26 protein-coding genes and 1 pseudogene are annotated in these 18198 nt (G+C 34.9%); 1 reads left to right on the top strand and 26 read right to left on the bottom strand.

Features of this window, described 5'->3' with window-relative positions; all coding sequences use genetic code 11:
- Positions 1-4 precede the first annotated feature (4 nt).
- The 7 genes from ACESOD_RS00930 to ACESOD_RS00960 form a co-directional block, all read right to left on the bottom strand.
- Positions 5-454, bottom strand: coding sequence for a hypothetical protein (locus ACESOD_RS00930; RefSeq protein ID WP_049504044.1), 450 nt, complete (start codon positions 452-454; stop codon positions 5-7).
- 10 nt (positions 455-464) lie between these two features.
- Positions 465-1253 carry a DNA/RNA non-specific endonuclease gene (locus ACESOD_RS00935; protein WP_373093468.1) on the bottom strand — a complete coding sequence of 263 codons (789 nt, stop codon included), beginning with the start codon at positions 1251-1253 and terminating at the stop codon, positions 465-467.
- A 2-nt stretch (positions 1254-1255) separates the two neighbouring features.
- Positions 1256-1603, bottom strand: a complete 348-nt coding sequence (locus ACESOD_RS00940; protein ID WP_049504047.1) for a hypothetical protein — start codon at positions 1601-1603, stop codon at positions 1256-1258.
- A complete protein-coding gene (locus ACESOD_RS00945; RefSeq protein WP_049504049.1) occupies positions 1596-1913 on the bottom strand; it encodes a hypothetical protein in 318 nt (105 codons plus the stop codon). The genes ACESOD_RS00940 and ACESOD_RS00945 overlap by 8 nt, the downstream gene beginning before the upstream one ends.
- A 413-nt stretch (positions 1914-2326) precedes the next feature.
- Complete coding sequence (locus ACESOD_RS00950; protein WP_049504051.1) at positions 2327-2614, bottom strand: hypothetical protein; 288 nt, start codon at positions 2612-2614, stop codon at positions 2327-2329.
- A 31-nt stretch (positions 2615-2645) separates the two neighbouring features.
- Complete coding sequence (locus ACESOD_RS00955) at positions 2646-2921, bottom strand: hypothetical protein (protein ID WP_239684820.1); 276 nt, start codon at positions 2919-2921, stop codon at positions 2646-2648.
- Positions 2922-3182: 261 nt separating this feature from the next.
- Positions 3183-4184, bottom strand: coding sequence for a hypothetical protein (locus ACESOD_RS00960; RefSeq protein ID WP_049504055.1), 1002 nt, complete (start codon positions 4182-4184; stop codon positions 3183-3185).
- A gap of 73 nt (positions 4185-4257) precedes the next feature.
- Between ACESOD_RS00960 and ACESOD_RS00965 the strand changes: the two genes are divergently transcribed.
- Positions 4258-5217: a hypothetical protein gene (locus ACESOD_RS00965; protein ID WP_373093471.1), complete on the top strand. Its 960-nt coding sequence runs from the start codon at positions 4258-4260 to the stop codon at positions 5215-5217.
- On the opposite strand, the gene ACESOD_RS00970 is transcribed toward ACESOD_RS00965, so the two are convergent.
- The 19 genes and pseudogenes from ACESOD_RS00970 to ACESOD_RS01060 form a co-directional block, all read right to left on the bottom strand.
- Entirely contained in the window at positions 5203-5454 is a 252-nt protein-coding gene (locus ACESOD_RS00970; RefSeq protein ID WP_049504058.1) for a hypothetical protein, read from the bottom strand. The two genes, ACESOD_RS00965 and ACESOD_RS00970, sit on opposite strands and share 15 nt — an antisense overlap.
- 294 nt (positions 5455-5748) lie before the next feature.
- Positions 5749-5979, bottom strand: coding sequence for a hypothetical protein (locus ACESOD_RS00975; RefSeq protein ID WP_373093473.1), 231 nt, complete (start codon positions 5977-5979; stop codon positions 5749-5751).
- Complete coding sequence (locus ACESOD_RS00980; protein WP_373093475.1) at positions 5972-6418, bottom strand: thioredoxin domain-containing protein; 447 nt, start codon at positions 6416-6418, stop codon at positions 5972-5974. The genes ACESOD_RS00975 and ACESOD_RS00980 overlap by 8 nt, the downstream gene beginning before the upstream one ends.
- Complete coding sequence (locus ACESOD_RS00985) at positions 6415-6837, bottom strand: hypothetical protein (protein WP_049504063.1); 423 nt, start codon at positions 6835-6837, stop codon at positions 6415-6417. The genes ACESOD_RS00980 and ACESOD_RS00985 overlap by 4 nt, the downstream gene beginning before the upstream one ends.
- Positions 6838-6852: 15 nt before the next feature.
- On the bottom strand, positions 6853-7056 hold the full coding sequence (locus ACESOD_RS00990) for a hypothetical protein (protein WP_049504065.1): 204 nt from the start codon (positions 7054-7056) through the stop codon (positions 6853-6855).
- An 8-nt stretch (positions 7057-7064) separates the two neighbouring features.
- Complete coding sequence (locus ACESOD_RS00995) at positions 7065-7232, bottom strand: hypothetical protein (RefSeq protein ID WP_162837516.1); 168 nt, start codon at positions 7230-7232, stop codon at positions 7065-7067.
- An 86-nt stretch (positions 7233-7318) separates the two neighbouring features.
- A pseudogene (locus ACESOD_RS01000) lies at positions 7319-8820 on the bottom strand (primase C-terminal domain-containing protein).
- 12 nt (positions 8821-8832) lie between these two features.
- Positions 8833-9003, bottom strand: coding sequence for a hypothetical protein (locus tag ACESOD_RS01005; RefSeq protein ID WP_373093477.1), 171 nt, complete (start codon positions 9001-9003; stop codon positions 8833-8835).
- Positions 9004-9257: 254 nt separating this feature from the next.
- The gene (locus ACESOD_RS01010; protein WP_373093479.1) at positions 9258-9617 is read right to left on the bottom strand and encodes a hypothetical protein; all 360 of its coding nucleotides are present in this window, start codon (positions 9615-9617) and stop codon (positions 9258-9260) included.
- A 19-nt stretch (positions 9618-9636) separates the two neighbouring features.
- Positions 9637-10347 carry a hypothetical protein gene (locus ACESOD_RS01015; protein WP_373093480.1) on the bottom strand — a complete coding sequence of 237 codons (711 nt, stop codon included), beginning with the start codon at positions 10345-10347 and terminating at the stop codon, positions 9637-9639.
- Positions 10348-10588: 241 nt separating this feature from the next.
- A complete protein-coding gene (locus tag ACESOD_RS01020) occupies positions 10589-11089 on the bottom strand; it encodes a hypothetical protein (protein WP_049504070.1) in 501 nt (166 codons plus the stop codon).
- A 190-nt stretch (positions 11090-11279) separates the two neighbouring features.
- Positions 11280-12647 (bottom strand): DNA (cytosine-5-)-methyltransferase, encoded by a 1368-nt coding sequence (gene dcm / locus ACESOD_RS01025; RefSeq protein WP_049504071.1) that lies wholly within the window; start codon positions 12645-12647, stop codon positions 11280-11282.
- Between the two features lie 155 nt (positions 12648-12802).
- Positions 12803-13627: a replication initiator protein A gene (locus tag ACESOD_RS01030; RefSeq protein WP_049504073.1), complete on the bottom strand. Its 825-nt coding sequence runs from the start codon at positions 13625-13627 to the stop codon at positions 12803-12805.
- Positions 13624-13797: a hypothetical protein gene (locus ACESOD_RS01035; RefSeq protein WP_003052100.1), complete on the bottom strand. Its 174-nt coding sequence runs from the start codon at positions 13795-13797 to the stop codon at positions 13624-13626. Before ACESOD_RS01035 ends, ACESOD_RS01030 begins: the two co-directional genes overlap by 4 nt.
- Before the next feature lie 350 nt (positions 13798-14147).
- On the bottom strand, positions 14148-14591 hold the full coding sequence (locus ACESOD_RS01040) for a GNAT family N-acetyltransferase (RefSeq protein ID WP_049514508.1): 444 nt from the start codon (positions 14589-14591) through the stop codon (positions 14148-14150).
- A gap of 227 nt (positions 14592-14818) precedes the next feature.
- Positions 14819-15139 (bottom strand): TfoX/Sxy family protein, encoded by a 321-nt coding sequence (locus ACESOD_RS01045; protein WP_070439264.1) that lies wholly within the window; start codon positions 15137-15139, stop codon positions 14819-14821.
- 435 nt (positions 15140-15574) lie between these two features.
- The gene (locus tag ACESOD_RS01050) at positions 15575-16066 is read right to left on the bottom strand and encodes a nucleotidyltransferase (protein WP_070439261.1); all 492 of its coding nucleotides are present in this window, start codon (positions 16064-16066) and stop codon (positions 15575-15577) included.
- On the bottom strand, positions 16063-16242 hold the full coding sequence (locus ACESOD_RS01055) for a hypothetical protein (protein WP_373093483.1): 180 nt from the start codon (positions 16240-16242) through the stop codon (positions 16063-16065). The genes ACESOD_RS01050 and ACESOD_RS01055 overlap by 4 nt, the downstream gene beginning before the upstream one ends.
- A gap of 273 nt (positions 16243-16515) precedes the next feature.
- On the bottom strand, positions 16516-18198 hold the full coding sequence (locus tag ACESOD_RS01060) for an ABC transporter ATP-binding protein (RefSeq protein ID WP_373093485.1): 1683 nt from the start codon (positions 18196-18198) through the stop codon (positions 16516-16518).

Genomic DNA, 18198 nt, shown 5'->3' on the forward strand with positions numbered 1-18198 from the left:
TCAATTAATGAGAATGTTTAATTGTTTGACCACGTGCAACATCTTCTTGAATGACATCGTTGATTCTTGCCATTAATTCATGCTGTGTAGGATCCAGTCGTGAATGAATAGATTCTAAATCTTGAACATCAAAATCATCTTTCGTAATAGCATGAAAGTTGGTTAGTGTTAAATAGAGAATTTGATCAAGTTGACGATGAATTGCCTTGTTGTCATTTCCAGAATCAAAGCTACCTCCCAAATTTTTTTCCAGCTGAGTCAGTCGCTCATAAAAATTTTTTCCTTCTCCTAATTCAATAAAGAGTTTATAAAAAACTTCAATCAAAGTGACAAGCGTTGCTGAATTATTTCGATACTGTTTCTGCAAAGCAGACGATTCTTTCAAGTAGGATTTTATTTCCTTAAATTTTTCATGTGTTTCTTCGCTAAAGTATAAGCTAAGTCTTGGATTCATTTTTCCCTCCTCAATTTTTCTGAGATGATCCTGTCAAATAATTGATTTTATATCCTGGTTGAATATTAAAGATATATACATCAAATGAGATCTCATCATCTTCAATACTCTGTGCTTCCATACGAACTCCTCTAGCAACTAATTCCACATTTCTAAAAATGGGAGTTACTCGATAGCGAACATGGTGGTTCGTATTTTTTATGTAGTTAGCAATTTTATTTTCATAGTAAACCATCGATGATTGTTCATCTTCAAAATTTGCATTTAAAGCACGTGTACCTGTAAATAAATTTTTAGCATTCGCATTCTCTCCACTTAATTGAAAACCGATTAAGTGAGAACGATTATATAAATAATCTTCTTTCTCGTTGAAAATTATTTTTTTATTTTTCCATCCTGTTGGTGTGATAGAGGAAATAGATTCTCTATCTTCAGTTGGCATCAATTCTTTTCCCAACATCGCTTCAGCAATTCCTACACGATTTAAAAAATCTAGATCAGAATATTTTTCCCAGCTGCCACTTTCTAAACTCAATTCGCTTTTTGTAAATTGTGATTTTTCATTGACGACAATCACTTGATTTTTTCCGTCATACTCCTTTGATTTCAAATCATCATTTTTCAGAGTAGGATTCAAATTAGAGTCGGAATTTTTTTCTTCAGCTGAATCGGCTATGTTCAGTTGAGTCGGGATATCATTTTGTGTCAAGCCAGATTTGATAGCATTAAAATTGTTAGGTTGTACGATAAAGATCGCAAGAAAAATGAGAATGATGAACAGAGATTTATTCTTCTTCATTTCTAAACACCACCTGACCGTCGTTCAGCTTCAAGTGCAGATACATCATCCATAAAATGTAACCATTTTGTAGTTAGATCATTTACAATATCTTGTTTAACATTTAAAGCTGAAAGAGAAATTTCATTCTTCAACATCAATTGTAAAATCTGACTCTGTTGTTCTTTGATATCAGATAATGTTTCCGCAAATTGGTTATTGTACAAATTCAATCCGTCATTCATTACGATATTTTGAACTTGCGATAACATAAACTCATTGAAACTTGGATAGTTATATTTTTTTGAAATATCTCGAAGTTGTTCAAACATATCATCAGGTATATTTCTGATTTTGATTTCTTTAGTCATCACTTTCTACCTCTCCTTCATACTCTAACCAACGTGAAATATGATCGCCATAACAATCCATTTTTTCTTCAAATTCAGATAGTATTCTGGTCTGTTTTTTCATTTGGTTCAAAACATGGTCAGAAGCTAATTTCATATTTTCTAAATGAGCCACATACAAATCTTGAGCACGATTAAATTTTCCGTGCTCAATTTTTTCACGACAAATTGAGAGCAGAAAATCATTAAATGACTTAGCTTTATTTTTTTTAGCAAGAGCTTTTAGATAGCTAACCTCTTCCTGTGTTAATCCTCTAATGAGAATGTCCATCTGTATCCTCCATCTTATTATTTATGGTCCCCAAAAACAGGACTTCTTTTTTCTTTTGTCGAAGCAAAAGCAAAAAGAAGCAAAAAAGAAAACTTCAACCTCGCAACATCACGAACCGATACGGTTCTATTTTTGCGGTTTTTCAACACACTAACACACACAGAGGGACTAAGGTCCTTTTTAGGTGTGTTGTGGTAGAAAAGAGCATAAGGGAAACTGTCCCCACGTAACGTGTGGAGTTGATAGTATCAACGTTTCCAATGATATCAATTTTCTCGGTTTCACCTACTTACACACACATGCCATACTTACCTTTACACACTTTATAGGTGTTATACTTACACTGTTTTTCCTTTTTACACACTTTTGCTTACACCGTTTTTGACTTCATTTAGAAGTTCAAAACTCAAAAATTAAGACTGATTTTCAGCTGGAAGAGAACCTTCTTCACGATTTTTCTTCGCTGCTAAACGTTGTTCTTTTTCCTCTTCTTTGATGAGACCTAGTTCCATTTTTAACTCTTCAAAAATCGATTCATACGACTGATTTTTATTTTTCTTCAATTGAATTTGAACATAGATTTTACCAATTTGTTTTTGAAGATTCTCTTCTGCTTCTTTACGTTCCTTTTCCAAAAGGACAACTTTTTTCCTTGCTTCTTCTAGTTGATTATCAATTTTTGTTAAATTATTTTTGGCCATATTCTTTCTCCTTTTTCTAATTTCGTATTTCTTAATCCTTTAATTTATTTCCTGCAAAGCTGTTAATTTTTTCTTTTACAATTTGGAAGTTGCTCCACAAATCACCATCTAGTTTTTTCAAATCAATCACATAAACTTCATGATCATTTTTCTTGATGGTTAGTGTGAAAGAACGTTCATCAATTTTAATTTCCTGTAGAACGAGGTACATTGAAGAAAACATTTCTCCTTTATATCCTGGATTACTATGATAGGTTATTCCATATTCATCAATATCCAGCACAACCCATTTTTGTTTTTTAAACACCCCTTTTGTACTTGTGAATACAGTACGATGCTTTCTAACTGGCTGATTTTCCTTCGGTGCTAATTTAAGCTGTTCTTTTATTTTTCTGCCTTTCTTTTTTTGATTGATTCTAGTATAAAAGATAACTAAAAAAAATTTTTTAAAGGGACAATCATAAAAAATAAATCCCCTTAATTCAAAAATTAAGGAGATTTTTGACTACTATTTATTGGTAAACACAAACTCGCTTATCATCGAAAATGAGCTCTTTGTTTCACTTTTTTAATTCATTTCTACAGTTTCAATAGGATTTGAAAATTCAAATGTTCCATCTTTGACTGCTTGTTTTTTCTTATCCAAAGACTCCAATTTAGCCTTCAACTTTTCAATGTTTTTATAGGTTGTTTCAATGGTTCTATTCTTCGTTTCGATATTTGTATCCAGCGTAGTAATATTCTTTTGATTGGCTTCGAGATCATCACCTGTTAGATATTTTGCTTCTGCTTGAAGACTCGCTTTTCGTGAGTTATCATCTTCAATAGATTCCTTCAATTGAGAAATTGATGTTGTCAATTTTTGAGACTGTTCATTCTGGAAATTGATCTCTTTTTCGATTTCCTGAAGAGTAAATTCTTCTCTGGAGAAAACATCAATGGCTTTGATTTCAAGCTGAGGATTTTGAGGAGTTACAAAGAATTGTACAGTGTCCTCTTCTCCCGATTTCTTCTGAGAAACCTTTTTAGAATCACTGGATGGTGATGAAATATTCACATCAATTGAGCTAGAAGAGACTGTCTGATTCGTCACATCGATCGCAAATGCACCAAAATTTTTCGGAACTCCTTTAATAATAACTGATACTTTATTATCAATGATTGGCACAACATCCATCTCTATTTTTGAGTCTTTATGCTGCGCATAGAGTTTCCATTTCAATCGTTTGGCATCGATGCCCCGATCTATCGAAGTCGTAGCATCTTTCGTCTCAAATTGTAAAACAATAATTCCAGTATCTGGTGAATATTCCTGACTGACTAGTTTCATCTCACCACTGCCATTCGCAAAAAACTGCTTTGTTTTGAGTTGTTCTGAGGTATATGTTTGTCTTTGTGGTGAGAAAATCGCTCCCATCAAAAGGCTTAACCAGGTCAAAAATAACATTGAGAAAATAACTAGTTTTCTCTTAATAATATTCTCTTGAAACCAAACTTTAGTCTTAATGAATGGCTTCAAAATTGGGCTAGATTTTATCTTTTCAATCCAGCGTTTGATTATCTCTATCATAGTGGATATATCCTTTCTATTTTATTGGAAATAATGATAAAATAAAATAAAAGTTATAGCGAGGTAATTATTTATGTCTTTTCAATCTGCTTATAGTTTAGAATTAAAACAATATGTAACTCCAAAAGAAGCCTTTGATTTTTCTTGCTCCCCAATTGGAACTCCTAATCATCTAACCGATGCAAAAATGTTTCAATGTGGAGAAAAATGTTCATTCAAATTAACCTTAGCAAACTTCAACAATCCGGGCTTTAATAAAACTCCTTATTTTACTCCTGGAGCAAGAAATCAAAGACATGACCCTAATTATTGTCAACGCATGATTGAACATTATCAACAAAGAGAACAAGAAGTAACGTCTGAAAATCATATCTCTTTTTACCGTGAGAAAAACAAACTGATTATTGACTTAGACCTTATTAAAGGAGTATTGGCTACTGTAACTAAACCTAGACAGAAAGACGAAGCCAATCTTTCTTCTGAGCCAAATAGAGCAGAACTACATCATCAAAGCTCTCATTCCTCTTGTACTGATAAGGATAATAAGACTTTCCGTAGCCATGTGAAACAACTCAGAGATTTAGTCAATTATTTTTTAGAATACCAGTCCGGAGAGAAATATACATTCTATGATAAACATAAAATAGAAATCCAACTCGAAAAACACTTTGTCAATCTAAAAGAAGCTAATCAAAGAGGAATAAACTTAGAAGAGGTTAACATCTATTATGATACTGCAACAGTAATGTCTATTGACAATGAAGAGAAACCTGAAAAAAGTTATTTTTTAGTTAGATTCGACAGTAGATGCACAATTGGTGACGTCTCTAATTGTCCATCTATCTTAATTAACAAAAACACTGCTAGCCATCACGGAGTCAAGGGAAAGCTAAAAATATTGGAAAAAGCAGCAAAAGATAAACAACCCCTTAAATTATTTTACTTTGGCAAATTTGTTAGACATAGCTCCAATAAATACATCAATCCAGATGTGAGCCAGGAAGCTATTTTGGACTATTTAGTCATCAGTTAATATTTCAAAATCCAATAGTTCTTGATGAGTGAACTCTATAATTTTGTATGAACCAATAAAGTCAAAATTTTCTAGGAAATGATTTTCAACGATTTGCTTAGCTCCCTCATAACTATTAAAAACCCTTGTCCCACTAATTTCATCTGACCAAGCTAGTTTCCCACTTTTTTGTGGGACTAACCAGACACTTTTCCCAATATTTATTTGCATAAGAACAGCGTAATATTTTTGTTCCATATTCTTATTTTCACCTTTCTAATTATTCATAGTACCTACTTATATTTTTATACCAATGGCTTATCTCTGATCCTCATGCTTCTTATATCCTTTCCAAATAAATGAAACCTTACTTTTCGGCCAAACACTTTTTAGTAACATTAAGAACGCTAATGGCAACCTTTTCGTTTTGATTTCATTTCCAAAGTTATCACATATAGTTATCTTAAAGAGTGGTACGAACCAGATTGCAATCAAGAAAGTTCCAACCACGCCATGCGCAATAGCATTTAAAATTTGACACATACTACCTCCTTAAATACAGCCTAACTTTTCAGGTACCAAATCCAATGTTAGCCAAAGAGCTTCATCATGCGAAATATGTGTTAGTTGTCCCCCCTCATCATTAAAACGATGTAGGGTAAACGTTCCATCTGATAATTTTCCTAAAACAACCATTCCTTCATTTGTCCTAGTACGCCACAGTTCCCAATCATTTTGAAAAGCTGTCTCGGCCCATTTACTTAGCTTTACCCTTTTAGTCATTTATGGCCTCCTGGATCCCTTTCTCATCTGCTACAATCTTTTCCTCGGAATCTCTTGAAGCATATAGATATTTCTTTATTTTTCCCTTACGAATCTTGATGATAGTTGCAGCTTTTTCAACCTGGTATTTTTCTACCAACTTTTGACCTTCTTCTGTCTGAGTATCAATGTAAAATGTTGGGTAGGAACCTTTATTGGCTGCATCTTCAACTACACTTTTCCCAACCTGACAGTAAGGACAATTTTTTTTATAAAATACCAAATTTACATTTTGATCTAGTACAGTATTCTGGTATTCCTTCTGAGTAAGGTGAGGATCATAATCTAAGATAAAATAATCTTTATGCAGCCTATATCCTCCTAAAACTGCGAGAGTCACAAGTACAATGACAAGAATAATCCCTAGAACTAACTTAACGTGTGTAAAAAGTTCTCTCATCCTATTTCCTCCTCATCCATAAAATCAAATATGGAACCTTGAACATAATCAATCTTGGCTAATTCTTTTATTTCTGATTTTAAGTTAGTGAACGTTGTCATCACTTCTTGAAAGAGTAAAGGATCAAATTCCTCAGAATCTAATACACGGACAATTGGCAACATTGGATAGTGATCTCTTAACTCCTCCTGCAGATAATCTGAAATCATTTTATCATTTGAGATAACACTATCTACTCTAACAATCGCTGGAATGCTAGTAATACTCTCCTCGTTTTGATAAAAAGTTAAAGCTACATCCCCTGCAGAAACCGACTCAAATTTTAAGTTATCCGATGAAAGTTTGAAATAATAAGCCAATGGTTCCTGTCCAACTCCTGTTAGGTAGTATCCACGAATAATTTTGAATAACTCTGACATTGACCTGTCTCCTTCCTAACAAACTTTTAGAAGTCTAAACGGAGCTTGATACACATCTGGATAGTGAATCAAGCTCTTTTTTCTTTGTTCAGGAAGTGGTTTTCGGTAATGCTTTTGAAGATACTGAAAAGCTAGTCCCAAGGTATCAAAAACTAAAACTTTATTCTCCCCATTACAAATATAATCTCCTAATTCAAAACTGAAAATTACGTACTTCATTCTTCTTCTCACTTTCTATTTTGGCCAATCATTGCCAATCGATCTGTCTCTAATTCAGAATCATATCCGTTTTCAAAACGAACTTGTTGACGAATCCCTATAAGTGAGAGAACTAAAACTAAGAAAAATCCTCCTACAAATATAAGACTAAATAATCCAACTAAAATCAAAATCATATCATTCCTCCATAAGTTATTTTATAACTGTATATGCTTGTAATAATCGTAGATATAAATGTAAGGCAGTTTACGGGTTTTTAAAATTATCCAATATCAAGTTCAAATAGAGATAGTTGTTGTGTTTGTTTGAACCCATCTTTAACCCTTTCTATCACTCTCTGAGTGAACTCTATACTTTCTTCAAAGAAAGTGGCAATGTTGTCCATATAAGCTTCCTGACGTTCTTTCTTTACCTGGATAAGGGAAAGTAAGATTTCTTTGATAGAGGCTAACCTGATGCCTCCTCCACGGCCATGTTTGACTGTGAAGAAGATCTTTTGTTCTGTTTTGAGAACCTTCAATACTTTGTCTAATGAACGCTCAGGAATGTTCAACTTCTCTCGTATCTCTTTTTTTGTCGTCTGGATAAATGGATCCTCAGATTGATAGAAGCCTTCTAAATAGGCCATTACGTCTGTTTTCCATTCATGAAGATGACTATTCTTTCTGTCAGCACGTTTCTTCTTAAACTTGTACCAACGTTGCTTCACAAAGAGATCTGAAGCCTTTAGTTCCTGGTTAACCCATGCTTTACATAAAGTCATTACATAGTCACGACTAGCAGCTTCATATTTTCCTGAGTAGGCACTTGTGATAATCTTATGATATTCAGCTGAAGAGAGTGCTTCGTCTAGATTTTCATTAAAGCTAGAAAGAACCTCCTCACACTCCTTCTGATCGATTCCTGAAGAGAAGTTCGCTAAAGCCAGCGTGAAAAGAACGTTGTTTCTTCCCATCAAGGATTTTCCACCTTTGATTTTCCCCTCTCTCATCAGCAATGATACCAAGGTTCATCAATCTATTTCACCCCTTCAGAGCCTGAAATAACCGTCAAATTGGGCTTTTTACTTGGGAAAGGAAGTTCTGATTGCTTCATCGACCAATCTAACCACTCCTGGAACGAATAGGTATAGTCAGCATCAAAAAATTCAACATTATCAGTTCTAGGAATCCGAGCAATTCTAAAATGGTTACAGGTCATATCTACTGGTAAAGTTTGAGCAAAGTAATTTCTCAAATTTTGAGAGATTGCTTTGGCCACCTTTACCACTCTAAATTGGGAATGTGCTGTGACGTAGGTCGATTCTGACAAGACAAAATAGGCTTGAAATCCCTTATCAGATTTTAGAATCAACGTCGGCATAAAACCTAGCTCCAGGGAAGCAGTTAAAATATCTCCTGTCGTCATTTCTTCAGCTACAGAGGTAATATCGAAGTCAATGTAGAATGTGTTAATCTGTCTAAGATTATCTTCAGAGTGGCCACGTGTAATCCGTCGACCAGCATCATTATAGCTTCCGTAGCAATATACGTAAGGAGTCCAGTGCGTAAACTGATCCTGGTTCTCCAGCAATGATTCGACAGAGGTTAAAACAACACCACGTGCTTTAACCATATTCGCTTTTAAACGATAAGCAAATACAGAGCCTCATCTTCCTTCTTCAGCTGAAGAGATGAACTGTAGATGGCTATTATTAAATTTTTGTGTTCTTAATCCGTCCTTTGTAATGATAGATAAGCATTTTAATAAATCAATCTTTTTCATGTTTTTTAATTTCTACAAATCAACTATAAGAATCTCTTGTTTTTTTAATCCACAAAATGAGCAATACCCATATTCAGTAGTACTTGTATTGTGCTGATTTTCAACACTTGCTTCTGCTATCCAGAAATACTCTTTTCTACAAGATGTTTTAATTGGAATTAAATCAATTTCATCCTTCTCCACTTTTGTTTCGTTTTGTAATAGTTCATCTAGAAGACGTTCCCAAGTACAAACACGCCCCTTTAATACTGCTTATTCCATGATAATTACTCCTTGATTTCAGGCGTTTTTGGGAAACTCATCCAATAAATAACATTACTACTTGTATTTTCAAAACCAATGCCATCATTAAAATCAACCCAGATATCTGTATACACTTCTTCGCTTTCACTTGTGTAAACAAGAACCTCTTCATCTAATTCAGGAGTTTTCCCATCCTACATGAATTCAATTTTATCTCCGTATTCTTTTTTTTCTTCGATAGTAAGGGGGCTTTGTGTAATTTTTTTCCAGTCTGTATGTTTCATATTTCTTTCCTCTGAATTATTTATTTGTAGAGTTTGTTCATAGGTTTTCCAAAAATCTTCTATTTTCCCATTTAGCGGCAATTCCCCGTAGTCAATATAGCATTGGATAGCTTCATATAAATTACTAGAATTAGATCCTGAAAATGGCACTGTTTCTAGATCGACTGCTGTATTGTTAAGTATAGATGACTTTAGTCGCTCCAATAGGATAACTCTGCTTCTCGCATTTCTTAACGTTTGTAAGAATACTTTTCTTTCTGTAATAGCCATATCATCCTGTCTCCTCCCTTCATTTTTTAAACAACTTCAGATAGATATACTTATCCCAATCAGGTCTAAGATAGAAATCATCAGCAAAAGCATATAATCTTAAAATACTTTCCTTCGATAGCCCTTTTTTCTTCCAATGCCTATTATTCTTCCAGCATTTCTTAAACCTATTATGAGCTTCTACTCGCTGTATCTCTTCTAAAATCAAGCGTCTTGCCTTTTTATAAAACGGATCTCTTAAACCATGCTTTGCAATGAGTAATTGATTATCGACTTCAAACTCGTATAATTCCAAATAGCTATTGCGGATATTGCTAAAATTAAGCTCATCAATCAATAATTGTGAAGATACTTCAATAGCGATGTCATAAGTAATATCGAGAATATTTGCCAAGTAATTAGGTAAACCTCTTAGTTTAGACGTTCTATAAAATAGTTTAAAATCATTATTCGCATGTTCGCATTGAATAACATCAGTTAGGTTAACTCTAATAATAGCTCCAGAAGTTTTAAAATCCTTCGGCAAATCCTTATCTGGAATAATGTAGTTACAGACTCCTATTGTTCCATAGCGTTCCTTAGCAAATGTCAAATCATTTTCTATCTGTCTTTTTCTAATTTGTTCCTCTTGTTCTCTTTTTTTCTGCTGAATTTTATGACATTCTTTCTTCTCTTCCTTAGTTTCAGAACGTCCTTTCCAGCTTGAATAAGACAGTCTAGTATATACCATAGTTCCTCCTATTTCTTCAGCAAAACCCAATAATTAAAGATTACATAAAACGATACTAGCGCATTTATCTCTCCTCTGGTAAGTTGTACAAGGACATTTCAGTATCACCATTCCAGCTGTAGTAACAATGGCTACACAGCGTTCTGTTTTTATCTATCCACCAACAAGGACCATACTTTTCATTGATGCAAGGTGTAACCCAGTTGCAAGCACATCGTCTACAAATTCCAGTTTCCATTTTCTATCCCTCATTGATTCTCATACTTTTAGGTAGCTTTTTACTCGGTAAACAGTAACCTTCTGATAAGTCCCCTTTTCTATAAAATTCAGGACTATTTGTCATTATGTGATCACTTCTTTTCCACCCTCGACGAAGTTGTTTGTAAGATAAAGAAACACGCTTCTCAATTTCTTTAAAACTAAATCCCAACTTCAAATATGTTGTTACAATAGTAGTAGCATGTTCTTTGGACTCTTCGCTTCTTGTTCTTCGCTGAAAGTTAATCTGCTTATCTTCTTCATTTAATGCTATCTGATAATCAATAAACAACTTCCGCATTTCCAGAATTTTATGTTGCCATGCCAAGCTGTAAGGTTTTCCTGAATATCGATTCACTAGCTCTTTGACAGGCTGTTTAAATTTCAGCTGAAGAGGATCAAATTCGCCAAGGTCAGAAAAAGGATCAATGAAACCTAATGGTTCACTTTGAATTAATTCATTGTATAGCGCTTCTCTGTCCATCCTAATTTATCTCCTTCTGTCAAATGCACGTCATTGAGTCAAATAAGCTTAATTGGATTGTTGTAGGCTCTTGTTCGCTGTTTCCCTTCTTATCATGATCGATAACGTCAAAGATTTCTAACGTGTCTATATTCATTACAATCTCTAATCCTACCATCGATGAATGGCTTCTTCCAGTTCTGTGCACTCCCTAATACTCTTCGTGTGTAATAATTTCATGTTCTTCTTCCTCTTCAATCTTTCTAAATTCTCTAGCAATAGCTTCAATAACGGTGACGGTCACGCTATTTCCGGCCTGTTTGTATAACTGACTTTTACTGGATACAGTCTCTGCCCTTTCATAAGCCCAATCAGGAAATCCTTGAAGCCTAAAACACTCTCTAGGTGTTAGGCGTCTGATTCTCAAACGATAAAGTTTTCCGTCTAAGACAAGCCCAGTCACTTCATACCACTTGTCCTTACGGTACTCTAAAGCAGCTACGACCACTCCCATGTTATCAGAGGTGGTCAAGGTATTTGATATTCCCTTTCCTACTCGCCCTCTACGTTTGGTAGACTCTGGGTAAGCAAGGTTGACAGAATCTCCAATGGTTGCCTTGGCATAGCCTAGTTTGGTGGCTTCCCTAATTTTTAAATGCGGTGCTTCTTCACGATAAAGAATCTTAGGAACTTTATCACCTCCCTGCATGGTAGTCAGTGTTGGAGAAATCCCTGAAAGGTCATAGACTCGTCCAGTTTGCACAAAAGACGTTGGTAAGGTTCCTGCGACGACCACTCCATGTCTATCTTGGCTAGTTAAGGTAAACATAGGCTCTTGATTGTCCTTAAAGCGTCTGCCATGTTGGCGTTTTTCTAACCTATCTGGGGTTAATACTGGAATGGCAATTTTAGTCCCTTCTCCTTTTCCTCTTGTTAGGGTTGGTGCTAAACCGCTGGTTAGATAAACCTCCCCATTCATGCCTTTTCCTGACGGATTGATATTACCTAATCGCTCAAGACCAGTTGAGCTACTTTCTCTTCTGAGAGGAAATAAGAATCGGGAACAGTATCTTCTAGAATGTCCGATAATAAAAACTCTTTCACGGTTTTGTGGCACTTGGAAATCTTTACTGTTAAGCACCTGCCATTCGACATCATACCCCAACTCATCCAATGTGGTGAGGATTGTTCGAAATGTCTCTCCCTTGTCGTGACTGAGTAAGCCTTTGACGTTTTCCAAAAATAGAAAACGTGGTTGGATCTGTTTGGCCGCTCGAGCAATCTCAAAGAACAGAGTTCCTCTAGTATCCTCAAATCCCAATCGTCTGCCTGCGAGTGAAAATGCTTGGCAAGGGAAGCCCCCACAGATGATGTCCACTTGCCCTCTAAGTTGTCTAAAGTCTTGGTCTGTAACTTGTCTAATATCATGAAATTCTATTTCTCCTTCGGTCTTATAGATGGCCTTGTAAGATTTCCTCGCAAACTTGTCAATTTCACAAAAGCCAATACACTCATGGCCCTGATTAGTTAAACCCAATCGAAAGCCTCCAATTCCTGCAAACAAATCTAAAAACTTCATTTCTCTCATTCCTTTCTGGCAAAAATAAAAGGACATTACTTCTTCTGTAACGCCCTTGCTTAATAATGATCTTCCATTTCTGGGGCAGTGATGACCTCAATAATGAGCCAAATCATTCCTAGTCTCAAAATCCCTAATAAAATTCACCAAAACATCTACTCACCTCCTTTTAGTTCGTTTAAGCGTTGTCCCTTGGTCCATTCGGCTAATATGCCATTAAAAACGTATTCCGCTATCGTTTCTGCCCTAGCCGCAAACCTCATGTGTTCCAAAGCATATTTGTATCGGTGGTTAAAATGAATCATGGCATAGTCACTAGCTGCTTGTGATAATCCAACTTGTCTCAACTGCTCATGAACCAGTCCCCAAATGTAATCTCTGTCATATCTTGTGACTTGCTCCACCTTACGATGAAAATGTTCATTTTCGCTTTTCTTACTTGTTAGATTTTCTGTCTCCTCCTCGTCCTCAATGACAGACTCACTCCCTTTAGTTTCACTATTATTAGTCTCACTAACTTCAGTCTCACTAGTGGCTGAATTTAAGACCAGCCCCGGCTGATTTTGACACCCCCCTAGTGTTTTTTGAACACTACCCCCGTCTGAATTTAAGACGGGGGTAGGTTCATGTTCTAGCTCCCCTAAGTAAATCTTATTGGCCAAGCGTCCTTTTTCACTGGAAGACTGTTGGACTTCATCTATCAAGCCATACTCACGTAATGTTTTCTTTATCGTCAGCAATTTTGACTTGGAACAACCAAGAAGTGTCATAAGTTTTGAGTTGGAATAAACCAAATAGATGGCCCCATCCTCATCTATCCAACCTCTACTCAAAGATAACTCCAAACGGTCTTTTAAGACAGCATAAGCTACTTTAACTTCAAGTTTCATGTCCTTATATCGGTCACTTTCAAATAAGAGTTTTGGGAGCTTATAATAACGCTCTGATGTTTGGTAATGATTTGCGGTGATACGTTTCATGATTGTCCCTCCAACACTAATAAACCAACATTTCCTAACTCATCAAATTGAATTAGCCCTGACTCTTCCATTTCAGCAATTAACTGAGTTGCTTTCTCAATATTTATTCCCATGATAGCCATGAGATGGCACATCACGATTTGCCGTGATGACTGTTCTTCCTTTTGCATGCTTTTCCTCCTGAAAATAAAAAAGCGAGAACACTTATTAAAATGTTCTCGTTGAGTTAATTTATTACTGACGTATCTCTTTTTTGTCTACGCAGTCGACATCCAAACATACGTTCACATCAATATACTTTTTTTGCACCTTTTTTATGTCAAAATCACTCTTTTCAATAAAGACAAAATGCTTGAAAGAGTGCTTAAAATAAAGGATTTTTACCCTTTTCTTCGTTGTAGCAACACTACGCACTCCACGTGCGCAGTCATTGGAAACATATCCACATCCTTAGCATTTCCCGTCTTCGAAATAAGTAAGTGTCTTAAACAGTTTAATATTCAGTTAGACAAACTGGGATTTAGAAAGATCTCCGCAAATAAACCATGTCTACCAACTGAATGCCACCTTCATATATTGGATGGTCATAATTGTCTGTAAAGAAGTTCGGGGCGATATGTGATCGCACAAACCCACACTTTTCATAAAACGGAATCGTCATTGGACTATCGCCCGTTCCTACCTGCAGAGTAGAATACTCTTCTCTGTATTTCGTGATAATAAAATCAATCATGGCTTTCGCGTAACCTTTGCCTTGATATTCCGGCACTGTCGCAATATTCTTAATTTCAAGTACGCCATTTCCCACATCGATTACAACACACTCACATTTAATACCATTATCATCAAGTACATACATTTTACCCTTATCAATATAACGGTCTATCATATCCTCCTGCTCATCTGCCAATAATAGCAACTCAATATAATTTTTCCTGTTTTCCATAACCTCTAGTATTTCCATCAACAACCCACTTCTTAAAATATTTATTGTTATTATTGTTTCGCAAATAATTTATAAACTCGATTTTAGCATCCCACGGGTTCAATGATTTGTAATCAAATCCAATGATTTCAAAGCTGTCATCAAAAATTGTTTATAGTGATTAGCTTCTTCTGCATTACCACCCTTACCATGAACATATATAACGGCATTTTTCATTCAAATCCTCTCCACAAATTCGAATTTGATTATTTCTTTTTCTTCGGTTTTGGTGCAGGTAACTCATCATAAATTGAATTGAATAAGCCGGTTAAAAATTCTTTGTTGTCAACATCATCTACCAATAGCATTTCCTTTGCTCCATCATACGGCAACTCATATTTTGCATTTGGCATATATGCTATTGCAGATTTAACAGGCTTCACTAAAAACCTATCATCATAAATCCCACCAACAATTTTCCCGCGATAATAAATAATATATTCACCCATCATTGCTTTATATGTTATTTCTTCCAACTCAGATAGTTGTTCTAAAATGAAATCTAAATACTCTTTACTTGAAGCCATAATCTATACCTCCAAAATTTGCATTTGTCTACACCGTTTTAATACTTATATTAGATTAATATGTTGGGCATTCCTTTTGCACTAGCACGCAGCTAATCACACTTCACCTTACTCGTTTTCTTGGGTGTACAATTCATGGGCCGAACATCTATTTCTACTTCGCTGATGCCTCAGCTCTCACAAGCAATGCCACACACTCAACGTGTGGTAATATTCTGCTTTTATACTAATAAACAAAAGGCAATGAAAATCATTTTAAAATGATACTGTAGAATGGAAAGATTATCACCACTTCCAAAAGAAACGACATCCATTCTATAATTTAAATTCCTTTTCTTTACTAATTCTATTACTCGCCAATATAGTATAAATTAAATAACCAATAAAAATAAAAAAGCAACCAGTCTTACAACTTACTACTTTTCATATGATAATTTACAAATGTCTTTCCAGCCACTCGATCTTTTTAAAATCCTTATTGTTATTGTGATCATTTCGATAGGAGTCTTGAGAAGAAGCTTTGTAAATACTTAGATACTGCTCCAGACTTGGAAGACGAAAAGTGATGCCTTCAATCTGAATAAGCTCTATATCCGATTCCGAAACTCCTGCAAAATCAGATAAGGTATCGATACTTCCAAATTCAACACTCACTCTATCCTTTTGGAATTCATGCTCATGAATATCTATTAAGACGTAGCCTAAGTCTTTCATCACTTTCATTATCTTGTCCCAGTCATAAATTCTGAGATGATCAGGTGCTTCCCAACCTCTAGGGTCACCAGGCACATGAATGTCAATGTCAGACGGCCCCCAATTTTCTTTCGTTCTAAACTCCAATCCCAAAGAACCCATCAGTGTCGGTGTAATTCCGACTCGATTTAAATGGAAACAAATGGTTTTAAATTCTTTAAATAAGATACTCATGTTAACTCTAAACCTTTCATATAAATGTTCGTTATTTCTATTTTATTACCTTGAATAAAATCATCTTCATTTTCTAGAGTATATCCAGTTATTTTGGATACGAATTCTTTTCCTTCTTTTAAGGACCCAAATGCCACTAGATCTTTATAAGAAGGATTTTGATATAATTCCAACATATACATCTCTAGTCCTTCTGATTTTTGAACGATTATTCACATTTCACTAACAAACTTACACACTCGGCGGTTCGCTGTTACCGTATCGTTTCGTCGTAAACTCCTTACTCTACGACAGCTATCCCATGGGCAGAACATCTGCTTCTACTTCGCTGATGCCTCAGCTCGTACAAGCCGTGATACTGCCTCAACATGTGGTGTTAGCAAACTTCTATATTATAGAACGAAAGGGATAGTGTGTTTTATAAAATTATACTATAAAATGAAAGAGAATTACACACTCAACTCAAACAACTTATAAAACTCACCTCTCCTATCCATCAAGTCACAAAAAGAACCATCTTCAACAATGACGCCTGCTTTCATAAAGAGAATTCTATCGTATCTTTTCAAAATGTTTTCATTCAACTTGTGGGTTACTACAAGTGCAGTCAAATTTTGAATATCCAAGATTGAACTTTCAATTTCAGTAGTTACTTGATTATCCAAAGATGAGGTTGCCTCGTCCAATAATAAGATTGGTGTTTTTCGAATCAAAGCACGCGCAATACTAACTCTTTGTTTTTGTCCGCCAGATAAATTTGATCCATTCTCTCCACATAAAGCTTGTAGACCAGATTCATTTTCTAAAACATAACTTTCTAAACCTGACTGCTGTACAGCTTTCTTAATTTCCTCATCAGTGAAGAATTGATTAAGAGTAATATTTGCTCTTAAAGTATCATCAAAGATATAAACGTCTTGTTGAACAATCGTCATTAAGTTATAAAGGCTCCCTGCTGAAATAGCTTGCAAATCTATATTATCAATGGAGATGTGCCCACTTGTTACATCGTAAAAACGTAGTAATAGATTGAGCAAAGTTGATTTCCCACTCCCTGACATTCCTACAATTGCAATTTTTTCTCCTTTTTTAATCTTCAAAGATAAATGATTAAAAATTTTTTCTTCAGCATTAGGGTAAGAAAAGTCTATATTTGAAAAAGAAATAACATCATCGAAATATTCTTTCGTTTCACCAGTCTGAAGTTCGGTTACATCTTTTACCTCAAATGCATCTAGTGTTGCCTGACCTTCACGGAATTTACTCATTCCCATACCAATTTCATTTAGTGGCATTACTACAAAATTGACTAGTTGAACAATAGCTGTTACACTCCCAATTGTGGTATAGCCATTAAATACGAGATACATCCCTCCACCAAAAGCTACCAAAAAAACAATCATCCCTGAAAGCTGTGAAATAACATTAGCTAAAACATCAAATTTCCCTTTTATAAAATTTATTTCATCAAATTTTTCACTTTCATGACTATAATCCTCACAGATAGCATCTTTTACATTAAAACTTTTAATAACCAGAAATCCTGCTAAAATATCTTTAACCTTAGCTAAATACTTCTGATCGGCAATCATAGCTCTTTTTTGAAGTGAAGCTGATTTTTGTCCAATAAATCCTGATATCATCATTGGAATAATGCTAGCAATGATTACTAATAAGGTTAAAAACCAATTACCTATAAACATAGCTAGGAGTGAAAAAATCATTAAGGAAAGGTTTTTTGAAATATTAAAATACTGGTGTAGATAATCTTGCTCGATTTTCTTCATATTTTCGGTTAATACAGAAATAAACTTCCCTGATTTTTCTTTAGAAAAGTCTCTATAATCCCTATCTAAAATAGATTGGAACACCTTGTTTTTGTATCTTGACATGATTTGCCTAACAAGTTTATTTCTCAATCGAAGAGATATAAAGTTAAGTCCTGCATATATGAAAATAACACTAGCTCCTACTAGTACCGCTTGAGTTAAGGCATCTTCATTTTGGGACATACCACTATCAATAATACCTTTAATAGAATAAGCAAAAGCAATATTAGTTAAAGGGACCAGTATATTAAATATCATGAAAGCATAAAAAGCCTTCTGATGATTCTTTATCAATTGTTTCAT

The sequence above is a fragment of the Streptococcus oralis genome (assembly GCF_964238205.1).
Taxonomy (GTDB): Bacteria; Bacillota; Bacilli; order Lactobacillales; family Streptococcaceae; genus Streptococcus; species Streptococcus oralis_CZ.

Excerpts from the sequence above, each read along its gene's own strand:
- ACESOD_RS00930 (WP_049504044.1), bottom strand. The coding sequence starts at position 454 with ATGAATCCAAGACTTAGCTTATACTTTAGCGAAGAAACACATGAAAAA.
- ACESOD_RS00935 (WP_373093468.1), bottom strand. The coding sequence starts at position 1,253 with ATGAAGAAGAATAAATCTCTGTTCATCATTCTCATTTTTCTTGCGATC.
- ACESOD_RS00940 (WP_049504047.1), bottom strand. The coding sequence starts at position 1,603 with ATGACTAAAGAAATCAAAATCAGAAATATACCTGATGATATGTTTGAA.
- ACESOD_RS00945 (WP_049504049.1), bottom strand. The coding sequence starts at position 1,913 with ATGGACATTCTCATTAGAGGATTAACACAGGAAGAGGTTAGCTATCTA.
- ACESOD_RS00950 (WP_049504051.1), bottom strand. The coding sequence starts at position 2,614 with ATGGCCAAAAATAATTTAACAAAAATTGATAATCAACTAGAAGAAGCA.
- ACESOD_RS00960 (WP_049504055.1), bottom strand. The coding sequence starts at position 4,184 with ATGATAGAGATAATCAAACGCTGGATTGAAAAGATAAAATCTAGCCCA.
- ACESOD_RS00965 (WP_373093471.1), top strand. The coding sequence starts at position 4,258 with ATGTCTTTTCAATCTGCTTATAGTTTAGAATTAAAACAATATGTAACT.
- ACESOD_RS00970 (WP_049504058.1), bottom strand. The coding sequence starts at position 5,454 with ATGGAACAAAAATATTACGCTGTTCTTATGCAAATAAATATTGGGAAA.
- ACESOD_RS00975 (WP_373093473.1), bottom strand. The coding sequence starts at position 5,979 with ATGACTAAAAGGGTAAAGCTAAGTAAATGGGCCGAGACAGCTTTTCAA.
- ACESOD_RS00980 (WP_373093475.1), bottom strand. The coding sequence starts at position 6,418 with ATGAGAGAACTTTTTACACACGTTAAGTTAGTTCTAGGGATTATTCTT.
- ACESOD_RS00985 (WP_049504063.1), bottom strand. The coding sequence starts at position 6,837 with ATGTCAGAGTTATTCAAAATTATTCGTGGATACTACCTAACAGGAGTT.
- ACESOD_RS00990 (WP_049504065.1), bottom strand. The coding sequence starts at position 7,056 with ATGAAGTACGTAATTTTCAGTTTTGAATTAGGAGATTATATTTGTAAT.
- ACESOD_RS00995 (WP_162837516.1), bottom strand. The coding sequence starts at position 7,232 with ATGATTTTGATTTTAGTTGGATTATTTAGTCTTATATTTGTAGGAGGA.
- ACESOD_RS01010 (WP_373093479.1), bottom strand. The coding sequence starts at position 9,617 with ATGGCTATTACAGAAAGAAAAGTATTCTTACAAACGTTAAGAAATGCG.
- ACESOD_RS01015 (WP_373093480.1), bottom strand. The coding sequence starts at position 10,347 with ATGGTATATACTAGACTGTCTTATTCAAGCTGGAAAGGACGTTCTGAA.
- ACESOD_RS01020 (WP_049504070.1), bottom strand. The coding sequence starts at position 11,089 with ATGGACAGAGAAGCGCTATACAATGAATTAATTCAAAGTGAACCATTA.
- dcm (WP_049504071.1), bottom strand. The coding sequence starts at position 12,647 with ATGAAGTTTTTAGATTTGTTTGCAGGAATTGGAGGCTTTCGATTGGGT.
- ACESOD_RS01030 (WP_049504073.1), bottom strand. The coding sequence starts at position 13,627 with ATGAAACGTATCACCGCAAATCATTACCAAACATCAGAGCGTTATTAT.
- ACESOD_RS01035 (WP_003052100.1), bottom strand. The coding sequence starts at position 13,797 with ATGCAAAAGGAAGAACAGTCATCACGGCAAATCGTGATGTGCCATCTC.
- ACESOD_RS01040 (WP_049514508.1), bottom strand. The coding sequence starts at position 14,591 with ATGGAAATACTAGAGGTTATGGAAAACAGGAAAAATTATATTGAGTTG.
- ACESOD_RS01045 (WP_070439264.1), bottom strand. The coding sequence starts at position 15,139 with ATGGCTTCAAGTAAAGAGTATTTAGATTTCATTTTAGAACAACTATCT.
- ACESOD_RS01050 (WP_070439261.1), bottom strand. The coding sequence starts at position 16,066 with ATGAGTATCTTATTTAAAGAATTTAAAACCATTTGTTTCCATTTAAAT.
- ACESOD_RS01055 (WP_373093483.1), bottom strand. The coding sequence starts at position 16,242 with ATGTTGGAATTATATCAAAATCCTTCTTATAAAGATCTAGTGGCATTT.
- ACESOD_RS01060 (WP_373093485.1), bottom strand. The coding sequence starts at position 18,198 with ATGAAACAATTGATAAAGAATCATCAGAAGGCTTTTTATGCTTTCATG.